This window comes from Rheinheimera sp., assembly GCF_020217005.1.
Taxonomy (GTDB): domain Bacteria; phylum Pseudomonadota; class Gammaproteobacteria; order Enterobacterales; family Alteromonadaceae; genus Pararheinheimera.
The window spans coordinates 1-10,000 of the sequence record NZ_JAIWOI010000055.1 but is presented as its reverse complement, the minus strand read 5'-3'; the positions used below and the strand labels follow the sequence as shown (position 1 = coordinate 10,000).

Here is a 10,000-nt window from a genome sequence, read left to right as displayed (position 1 = left end):
CGGTGCTTTAGGTTATTTTAGTTATGATCTGGGTTCTGTGATTGAACCTGTGCCACAAGCTTTTGACACAGGAGCATTATTACCTGATATGGCTATTGGTATTTATCTGTGGGCTCTGATTCTGGATAAACAACAACAGCAACTTTGGTATGTGGATTATCGCGGCGATGCAAAACAGCAATGGGAAACCACTTCAAAGCTGTTTGCAACAGTACAGCAGCCTGCGACTTTTGCCTTAACCTCTGACTGGCATGCCAATATGGACAAGCCCAGCTACGGCCAAAAGTTTGATCAGGTGCAAAGCTACCTGCGAAGCGGCGATTGTTATCAGATTAATCTGGCTCAGCGCTTTAGCGCCAGTTACAGTGGTGATGAATGGCAGGCCTATTTAACTCTGCGCAGCAAAAATGCTGCACCTTTTTCTGCTTTTTTACGACTGCCGCAGGGTGCAGTTTTGAGTTTATCTCCGGAACGCTTCTTACAGCTCAAAGCGGGTCAGGTCGAAACTAAACCAATCAAAGGCACCAGACCACGTTTTGCTGATCCGGAGCTTGACCAACAAAGCGCTGCAGAACTGCAAGCGGCGCCAAAAGACAGAGCTGAAAATGTCATGATTGTGGATTTGCTGCGTAATGATTTAGGTAAACATTGTGTACCGGGCACAGTCAAAGTGCCAGCCTTGTTTGCCATTGAGTCTTTTCCGGCTGTACATCATCTGGTCAGCACCATTACCGGCACTTTAAGCCCCAGTGCAGATGCTTGTGATTTATTACGAGGCGCTTTTCCCGGCGGTTCTATTACCGGCGCCCCTAAAGTACGCGCCATGCAAATCATTGCCGAGTTAGAACCCAATAGCCGTTCAGTGTATTGCGGCGCAATAGGCTATATCAACAGCAACGGAGACATGGATACCAATATTGCTATCCGGACTCTGGTGCTGGCGCAAGGTCAGGCCTATTGCTGGGCCGGTGGTGGTATAGTGGCAGACTCCGAAGTGGATGCTGAATACGAAGAAACCTTTCATAAGGTTAATAAAATTCTGCCTTTGTTGGGGCAGATTGCCAGGCCTGTAATAACGGATTGATACCATGAACAGGCAGCAGTTTCTACAACGTTTTCTCCTGCAACCTGCAAAACATGCTGTGCAGTTGCGGCTGGAAAAAAGCAAAGCTGCTGCCGTCTTAGTGGTGCTAAGGGAACAGCAGGGGGAATTGCAATTATTGCTGACGAAACGCAGCTCAGAGCTGAGACATCATCCTGGGCAAATCAGTTTTCCCGGCGGAAAAATCGAAGCTGATGAGCAAAGCCAGCAGGCAGCATTACGGGAAACCTACGAGGAGACGGGTATAGCGCCGGAACTACTACAGTTAGTAGGCCAATTACCCAGCTATGTCACTGGCACAGGCTTTCTCATCCAACCCTGGATTGCTTTTTTAACCGAAGAAGTTGAGCTTCAACTGCAGCTGGCTGAAGTTGAATCTGCCTTCTGGCTGCCATTGTCTTTTGTCACTGATCCACAAAATACTCATAGCGACTATTTTGCCATGCGCGGTCAGTCCCATTTAGTGCATTTTATTCCCTACGGCCCGCATCTGATTTGGGGGGCTACGGCGGCAATCCTCAATTCCCTTACACAACAGCTGCGCTTTTAATCATAGTAGAGGCGGTACAAAACCCTGCCACCGAGTCATTAGACGGGCGGGGGCCGCAGAGGCCGCGGCTTGTCGCTGCCCTTCCCCCCAAGGGTGACTGTAATCAAATCGGCACAGCACCGTATACAGTTTCTGCTGTAATAAGCACCGACCAGTTACCAGTTGAGTTACGAAATTAATTTGCTTCCGTTAGAATGGCGCCCAATTCTTACAACGAAAAGCAGACTCGAATGATTATTAGTGCTTTTGATATGTTCAGCATTGGTATTGGCCCATCCAGTTCTCATACCGTAGGCCCAATGCGTGCTGCCAAAAAATTCTGTGAAAACCTGCAAGCCCTGGGGTTATTTGACCAGGTCACCGGTGTTAAAGCTGAGCTGTTTGGCTCTTTAGGTCAAACCGGTATTGGTCACGGTACAGGTAAGGCGGTCATTTTGGGGTTGTCCGGTTTTTTACCGGAAAACATTAATCCAGATGCTATTCCCGCGTTATTAAAAACCGTAGACGACTCTCAGCAAATACTGCTGGACCAAAAACGCGCTGTCGACTTTCCAAAAGAAGGCGCTATCGTATTTCACCGCCGCAAAACCTTAAAGGAGCATTCAAACGGTATGGAGCTAATAGCCTATGCCGGTCATGAAGTGCTGTTTAGCGAAATTTATTTCTCTATTGGTGGCGGTTTTATTGTCAAAGCCGAAGATTTTGCCAAAGAAAAAGAAGCCGCCAGCCAGTTTGCCGCCAACAATCCCCCCCCTTTCCCTTTTGAAAGTGGCGCCGAGCTGATGAAACTGTGTAAAGAAAACGGCTTGTCCATCGCAGGTTTGATGATGGAAAACGAGAAGGTGCTGCGCAGTGAACAACAAATTCAGGATGAGCTGGGTAAAATCTGGCAAACCATGTATGACTGCGTACAACGGGGTATTCGTACTGAGGGCATTTTACCTGGTGGCTTAAAAGTAAAACGCCGCGCCCCGGCCCTGCATAAACGATTAATGGCGGAAAAAAGCGCTGATCCGCTGCAGGTGATGGACTGGGTGAACTTATTTGCGTTGGCGGTAAATGAAGAAAACGCAGCAGGTGGCCGGGTAGTCACTGCCCCTACTAATGGCGCTGCCGGAATTATTCCTGCTGTGCTGATGTATTACGACAAATACATTCAGCCTGTGACGCCGGACATTTACTGCCGTTACCTGTTAACTGCAGCTGCCATAGGCATTTTATATAAAAAGAATGCATCGATTTCAGGGGCTGAAGTTGGTTGTCAGGGCGAAGTAGGCGTAGCTTGCTCTATGGCGGCAGGTGCTTTGACCGAAATTTTGGGCGGCTCTGTCGATCATGTCGAAAACGCCGCTGAAATTGGCATGGAACATAACCTGGGCCTGACCTGTGACCCTGTAGGTGGTTTAGTGCAGGTGCCTTGTATTGAACGTAATGCCATGGGTTCTATTAAAGCCATTAACGCTTCACGTTTAGCATTACGTGGCACAGGAGAGCACAAGGTATCGCTGGATAAAGTGATTAAAACCATGTGGGACACAGGCCGTGATATGCAAAGTAAATACAAAGAAACGTCGCGTGGTGGGTTGGCGGTAAATATTATCGAGTGTTGATTAAATACTCTTTTAAAAATGGGGTCAGATCACATTAGTTACACGTAACCAATGTGATCTGACCCCATTTTTATCACTTCTGCAGTGGTAACTCGTCAATTGGATAGCTGCTGTCTTCCGGTGTTTTACTTCTGAACAACCCCAGAAAGTCATCCAAAATCACATACAAAGCCGGGATCAGAATCAAAGTAATTACAGTGGCAAACAAGATACCATAAGCCAATGACACAGCCATAGGCACTACAATTTGCGCTTGTAAGCTCTTTTCCAGCACTATAGGCGCCAAACCTAAAAAGGTAGTTAAGGAGGTCAGCATAATAGGTCTGAAACGTCTGGTGCCAGCCCCAACAACTGCATCTTTCAGCGGCATACCGTTGCGGCGGGATTCATTGACGTAGTCCACCATCACCAGCGAGTCATTTACTACAACGCCAGCAAGTGCTATCAGCCCAAACAAAGACATAATGCTGACGCTTAAACCAAGCAACATATGGCCTAAAATAGCGCCAATTAAGCCAAAAGGGATCACGGACATGATAATCAGTGGCTGAGTATAGGATTTCAGCGGTATAGCCAGCAGCGCATAAATCACAAAAAGCGCTAACAGGAAACCCAGGGCCAAGTCAGTCATCGCATCCGCCTCTTCCAGACTAGCGCCTTCTAACGCAGTTTCAATGCCGTATTTTTCTGCCAATACCGGCAAAACCTTTTCCTGCAACTCTTTGGTGATCTTCATAGGCTCCGCCAAAGCTTTGTCCACCGAAGCACTTATCGTAACGGAACGTTCACCGTCTACCCTGTTAATGGCGGAATAACTCGGCTGAGCTTTATACTCTGCGACCTGAGAAAATGGTACTTCAGCACCTGACGCTGTACGTATTTTCATATTCTCCAGATTGCCCACTGAGCGGCGCTCTTCTTTTGGATAACGCACCATCACTTTAACTTCTTCACCATCACGCTGGATACGTTGTGCTTCAGCGCCATAAAAGCCATAACGCACCTGAGTGGCTAAATCCGACAAACTAAGACCCAAAGCTTCAGCCTGAGGTTTAATTTTCAGTACAATTTCGTCATTACCACCGCTGATACTGTCCTCGATATCATAAACCCCCTGGTAAGCTAACATTGCAGCTTTAAGTTCCTCAGTCGCAAGACGCAGCTGGTCCAGTTCTTTGCTTTTTAGCTGGAAAGAAATATCACCGCCACCACCGCCGCTGGTTGAAGAGAAGATCTGCAGAGTTTTGATGCCAGCAATTTCCGGTATTTGCTCGCGCCACAACCGCACAAATTCATTAGCATCGATGTTACGGCCTTCACTTTTTTCAAGTTCAATCACTAATTGACCAGTCGTATCAGATTCAGTAAAGGTCAGGCGGTGCTTCATTAAGCCCTCTTCCCCTTTTGCCACTATCTGTTCGTTAGTTTTTACCAGCGCAGCTTCCAATTGCTGCATTGCTTGCACAGTAGCTTTGCCGGATGATCCTTCCATCATGGTTAAATTAGCGTTGATAAAGTCACTTGGGATATTGGGGAAAAACACCCAGCGCACATGACCACCAGCCATCAAGCCAATCATCAGCACCATCATGGCGAAAAAGCTGGTCGCCGTGATATAACGGTATTCGATACACCACTCGATCGCCTTTTTATAGCGGCCAAATACGAAACGGTCTGTCGCAGATGACACTTTAACCCGGACAAATTTCAACCCATTACTACAAGTTCTGCCCACGCCATAAAACAGCCCTTTGCGTTGCGGATCCCAGGGTTTACTGTCCATCGCTATTAAGTGTGCTGGTAAAATAAACTTGGATTCGACCATCGAGAAAATCAGACATAAAATCACCACCCAGGCAATAGATTCCCAAATAGGGCCTTGTGGTCCTCCAACCATCAACATGGGTATAAAAGCGGCTATAGTGGTCATCACACCAAAAGTTGCAGGCATAGCAACGCGCTGAGCACCGCGGATCACTGTCTCTGCCGACTTACCATATTTCTCAATTTCGGTGTACGCGCTTTCACCTATGATGATGGCATCATCCACTAATATGCCCAGAACCAAGATAAACCCGAACAAACTGATCATATTGATCGACACGTCAAACATAGATAAAGGCATCAGAGCTATGGTACCCAGGAAGCACACAGGAATGCCGACCATTACCCAGAAGGCAACACGGAACTCCAGGAACAGCGTCAGGCTCACCAGGACCAATAATGCCCCCATCAACATATTATCGGTCATTAGGTCTAACCGGCCTTGCAGGTAGTAGCTGGAGTCGCCCCAATAGTCTATGTTCATGCTGTCTGGTAAGTCAGCTTTTTTCTTTACTACATAGTCTTTCACTGCAGCGGCAATCTTTAAGGTATTGTCCTCGCCCACGGCATCAACTTTGATCGACACTGAGGGCTTACCGTTAAAGGTAGAATACGATTCCATTTCAACGAAACCGTCTTTAATTTGGGCGATATCCCCTAACAATAAGCGGGTTCCATCGGCTCTGTTGATCAGTACTATGTCAGCAAAGTCTTGCTGGCGGTAAGCCTGACCTTTAGCGCGTAATAAAATATTACCGTTATCAGCTTTGATTGAGCCTCCCGGCAAATCCACTGAACTACCACGTACCGCAGTCACTATTTGATTAAAGGTCAGACCGTATTCACGTAGTTTGTATTCTGAAACTTCGATGGACACTTCGTACCCCAAAGCTCCCACCACTTCAACTTTGCTGACGCCAGGTAGTTTTTTCAGCTCATCACGCACGTCTTTGGCAAACTCTTTTAAACCGCGCTGATCGGTATCACCATAGACAGACAACCACAGGACATTGCTTTGAAACTTGGTGTTGTACACAACAGGTCGTTCAGTTTGTTCAGGAAAAGACGAGATCGAATCCACCTGCATCTTAATTTCATTCATCACTTCCTGAATGTCATAACCAGACTGAATTTCGACATTTACAGTCCCCATCCCTTCTACTGCTGTAGAACGGATTTTCTTAATACCATTGAGACTGCGCAGTGACTCCTCAATTTTATCCACTATGCCTTCTTCAACTTCCTGCGGTGCAGCTCCCAAATAAGCCACCCGAATAGTGACCTGCTCCAACTGAATTTCAGGAAAGGTTTGTTTTTTGATGGTAAAAATACTGGCTATCCCCGCCAGTAATAAAATAACCATCAGTAGATTTGATGCCACACTGTTGCGGGCAAACCAGGCTAACCAGCCCTTATGGGTTTGGTCCAACTGCTGCATTAGCGTTTCTCTCCCTGTTCAGTAGCTGCTATGGCTGTTTTGGACTTTTCCGCCTCATCGACCACAGGGTCAGCTCCAGTGCGCAACACCATCCCCTCCAGAGGGTTTGCAATAGCTGTTAAAACCAACTGTTCATCTGGTTCTAAACCCGCACTGACATAAGCGTAGTCTTCATCCATTCGCTGTACTGTTACGCTACGGATATGCAATTTGTTGTCATTACTGATGGTGAGTACTTTTTGGTCTGGTTTTAATAAGTGCCGCTCAAGCAACACCAGGTTGTCGCCGGTTTTTCCATCAATACGCGCTTTAACGAAACGACCAAAGCGCAGAGGCGGTTGACCTTGATCTTTTAACCTATAGGGGTCCTTCACTTCAGCAACCGCATAAATTACCCGGTTTTCATCGTCTAACATACCTTCAGTACGCACCAGTTTGGCATTCCAGCTTAACTGCTGCCCTGCCACTTCGGCCGAAAGCAACACGTCAGGCTGTTGTTGTTCTGACGGAGTTAAACCCGGCATATTTAAATAGCCAATATCGTTATCCGACAATGGCAGTCTTACTTCAGCCAGATCGGTGCCATAGATAGTGCCTAAGTTAAAGCCTCTGCTGATAAACTGGCCTATATTGGCATTTTTCAATTTCACTATACCGTCATAAGGAGCACGGATTTCAGTGCGGATTAGATTACGCTTGGCATTTTCCAGTTCAGCTTCGGCTGAGCGCACGTTAGCAAGCTCCTGAGCTAACTGAGGACGACGCAAACCCAGCTCTGGCGCCTGGCCTGCGCTGAATTCACTCCATTCTTTGGCAGCCACTTTACCCCGGGCTTTTTCTTCTTCCAATAAAGCCTGGGCCCTGGCCAGATTGGCTTCAGCCAGTTTCACTGCGGTGAGGTAGTCGTATTGTTCTACCTGAATCAGTAAGTCGCCAGCGCGGAAAAAACCACCTTCAATAAAGTTATCCGCCACTTTGACAATGACACCATTAACTTCCGAGGTCAGGCTGGTAATGACTTTAGGCTGCACTGACCCCTGAGACCAGACTTGGTAGGTGAGGTTTTGCCGGCTGACAGGTTTGACGTCGACAAAAAGGTTTTTCCGTTCTTCTTTTTTTTGCTCCGGCGGCTTTTTCCCCGCAACAAATGCAGAAGCCAAAATTACAGAGCCCACCACAATCAATATCGGAACCCCAACTTTTATCCACTTACCTGCCATTTTTAGTCCTTTGGTCACAAGTTTATCTAACGTCATCTTACAGTCCGTTTGGCCCAGACTGTAACCGGAGTTGTTAGCTTTTTTATCTGCTGGCTTTTAGTTTAGCCTGTTGTTTTTTCCAGCCCTGTGCTTTTATTCAGGACAAAGCCTTACAGCAAAGGCTTTACAGCTGATCCACCCCTGTAAACCGCTGACAAGACGAAGGCAGGAATGTGAAGTTTCGACATATTTAGTTACAACTTCAGTGCCAAATAGCAAATTCTTCTATACAAATTCCAGAAAGTTATTTTGGCGACTGCTCTGGCTTGGTTATGGTGGACAAGACCACAACCTGGTTGTTTTTTAGACACTTTATTGTCATCACAAAGAGATATAGTGTAGTTTTATTTATACCCAAGGTCATTGGAGTTGCCCTTGATGGCTGGGGCTAGTTGTACAGTCCACAAAGCTGCAATTTCAGATGCAAAGGGCTAATTCAGGAAGGAAGCAGCGATGAGTATCAGTAAACAGTATTTAAAAACCAAACCAGTATGCAAAGTAACTTTTACTTTTGCAGGTCATCAGTTTCCGCAAGCCCAGACTGTGGCATTAGCTGGAGACTTTAATAACTGGGACACGCAAGCAGTATTGATGAAAAAGACCAAAACAGGCGACTTCACCGCCAGTTTAAATCTGGATAAAGAAAAGCAGTACCAATTCAGATATGTAGTGGATGGTCAAACCTGGCTAAACGACGACGAGGCCGATGCTTATGCGCCTACCCAGGTCAGCTATGAGCAAAATTCAGTAGTACAGTTGTAACTATACAAATGGAGTCAGGTCAGAGTGTTAGCTACCTTCTCTGACCCGGCTCCACTTCATTTTTTTAGCGTTTTTCCAGCACCAGACAACCTACTGAATAACCTGCACCAAAGGAACATAAAATAGCTTTTTCACCTGATGCAATGCCTTCTTTGTTTTTATGAAAGGCAATAATAGACCCCGCTGATGCAGTGTTGGCATAGGTATCTAGTACCAAAGGAGCCTCTTCCGGTAGAGGATCTCTGCCTAAGATTTTTTTTGCAGCAAACAAGTTCATATTGATATTGGCCTGATGCAGCCATAAACGTTTTAAATCATCCGGCGCAACAGCCAGACGTTGCATTTCATTTAAAATCACATCAGCAACTATAGGCAGCAATTCTTTAAACACCTTACGGCCCTGCTGCTTAAAAAATGGAGCTTCAGGATCGGTTTGTGGATGACAATGTTCGGTGTAGCCTACATCGCAACGAATATTATTAGAGAATTCGGTTTTTAAGCTCATCCCTAAAATTCGGTAAGCATTGTCAGCTGTGGCCGTCTCCTCTGCTTCGATAATAGTGGCAGTACAAACGTCACCAAAAATAAAATGGCTATCACGACTGGTGTAATTCACCTGAGGTGAGGCAAATTCAGGATTAACCACCAACACTACTCTGGCCATGCCCCCACGGATGGCATTCACCGCATTACTGATAGCAAAAGTGGCGGAAGAGCAAGCGACGTTCATATCAAACGCATAACCTGCAGCACCTAATGCTTGCTGCAACTCGATAGATAAGGCCGGATAAGGTCGCTGCATATTGGAAGCAGCGCAGATAATCAGGTCAATGTCACGAGCTGTTTTTCCAGCCTGGGCCATAGCTTCCTGCGCGGCGACAATCGCCATTTCGACCATTTCAGGATGTTCGTCTTCACCACGTTTAGCGAATACGGGCATCATGATAGCTGGGTCTAAAATACCTTCTTTGTGCAGCACATGGCGAGATTTTATGCCTGAGGCTTTTTCGATAAATTCGCAGCTGGAATACTCAAGAGCAGCCAATTCCCCCGCAGCGATGTCATCAGCATATTGCTCGTTAAATAAATCGACATACTGATTAAAACTGGCCACTAACTCTTCATTGGTCACAGTTTCATTGGGTGTAAACAGGCCTGAGCCGCTGATCAGCACATTTTTCATTCAGAATACCCTTGTCATAAGCGCAACTTCTTTTCATGAGTTGCTGAATTGGTCGCTATTCTAGCTTAATTTCGCTGAAATCAGCCACAACGAAAGACCCCAAACGAACTGGAGTTGCAGCAAACCCGCCCCCGGCACCATAGTAGTACCATCTGCAATGGGATGGAAGTCAGATGCAGTGAGCTAATGCCAGCGGGTACTGCCAAAACAACAGTGACGACGATGCGCCGTCAATAAAGCAGCCCCCTCAAGCAGGAGGACTATACAGAACT

7 protein-coding genes are annotated in these 10,000 nt (G+C 46.5%); 4 read left to right on the top strand and 3 right to left on the bottom strand.

The features are described 5' to 3' along the window. From pabB to LDL40_RS02755, 3 genes are all read left to right on the top strand, one after another. The coding region (gene pabB / locus LDL40_RS02765) for an aminodeoxychorismate synthase component I (RefSeq protein WP_300993566.1) at positions 1 to 1,084 on the top strand (1,084 nt) is incomplete at its 5' end. 4 nt (positions 1,085 to 1,088) lie between these two features. Further along, positions 1,089 to 1,652 (top strand): CoA pyrophosphatase, encoded by a 564-nt coding sequence (locus tag LDL40_RS02760; RefSeq protein WP_300993565.1) that lies wholly within the window; start codon positions 1,089 to 1,091, stop codon positions 1,650 to 1,652. 230 nt (positions 1,653 to 1,882) lie between these two features. After that, positions 1,883 to 3,262 (top strand): L-serine ammonia-lyase, encoded by a 1,380-nt coding sequence (locus LDL40_RS02755; RefSeq protein WP_300993564.1) that lies wholly within the window; start codon positions 1,883 to 1,885, stop codon positions 3,260 to 3,262. A 73-nt stretch (positions 3,263 to 3,335) separates the two neighbouring features. On the opposite strand, the gene LDL40_RS02750 is transcribed toward LDL40_RS02755, so the two are convergent. Then, positions 3,336 to 6,524, bottom strand: a complete 3,189-nt coding sequence (locus LDL40_RS02750) for an efflux RND transporter permease subunit (RefSeq protein WP_300993563.1) — start codon at positions 6,522 to 6,524, stop codon at positions 3,336 to 3,338. Further along, complete coding sequence (locus LDL40_RS02745; RefSeq protein WP_300993562.1) at positions 6,524 to 7,780, bottom strand: efflux RND transporter periplasmic adaptor subunit; 1,257 nt, start codon at positions 7,778 to 7,780, stop codon at positions 6,524 to 6,526. The genes LDL40_RS02750 and LDL40_RS02745 overlap by 1 nt, the downstream gene beginning before the upstream one ends. 456 nt (positions 7,781 to 8,236) lie before the next feature. On the opposite strand from LDL40_RS02745, the gene LDL40_RS02740 reads away from it, so the two are divergent. Then, positions 8,237 to 8,545 (top strand): isoamylase early set domain-containing protein, encoded by a 309-nt coding sequence (locus LDL40_RS02740; protein WP_300993561.1) that lies wholly within the window; start codon positions 8,237 to 8,239, stop codon positions 8,543 to 8,545. Positions 8,546 to 8,609: 64 nt separating this feature from the next. Here LDL40_RS02740 and LDL40_RS02735 read toward each other — a convergent pair whose 3' ends face one another. Next, the gene (locus LDL40_RS02735) at positions 8,610 to 9,728 is read right to left on the bottom strand and encodes a beta-ketoacyl-ACP synthase III (RefSeq protein WP_300993560.1); all 1,119 of its coding nucleotides are present in this window, start codon (positions 9,726 to 9,728) and stop codon (positions 8,610 to 8,612) included. Positions 9,729 to 10,000: the final 272 nt, after the last annotated feature.

Excerpts from the sequence above, each read along its gene's own strand:
- LDL40_RS02760 (WP_300993565.1), top strand. The coding sequence starts at position 1,089 with ATGAACAGGCAGCAGTTTCTACAACGTTTTCTCCTGCAACCTGCAAAA.
- LDL40_RS02735 (WP_300993560.1), bottom strand. The coding sequence starts at position 9,728 with ATGAAAAATGTGCTGATCAGCGGCTCAGGCCTGTTTACACCCAATGAA.
- LDL40_RS02740 (WP_300993561.1), top strand. The coding sequence starts at position 8,237 with ATGAGTATCAGTAAACAGTATTTAAAAACCAAACCAGTATGCAAAGTA.
- LDL40_RS02745 (WP_300993562.1), bottom strand. The coding sequence starts at position 7,780 with ATGACGTTAGATAAACTTGTGACCAAAGGACTAAAAATGGCAGGTAAG.
- LDL40_RS02750 (WP_300993563.1), bottom strand. The coding sequence starts at position 6,524 with ATGCAGCAGTTGGACCAAACCCATAAGGGCTGGTTAGCCTGGTTTGCC.
- LDL40_RS02755 (WP_300993564.1), top strand. The coding sequence starts at position 1,883 with ATGATTATTAGTGCTTTTGATATGTTCAGCATTGGTATTGGCCCATCC.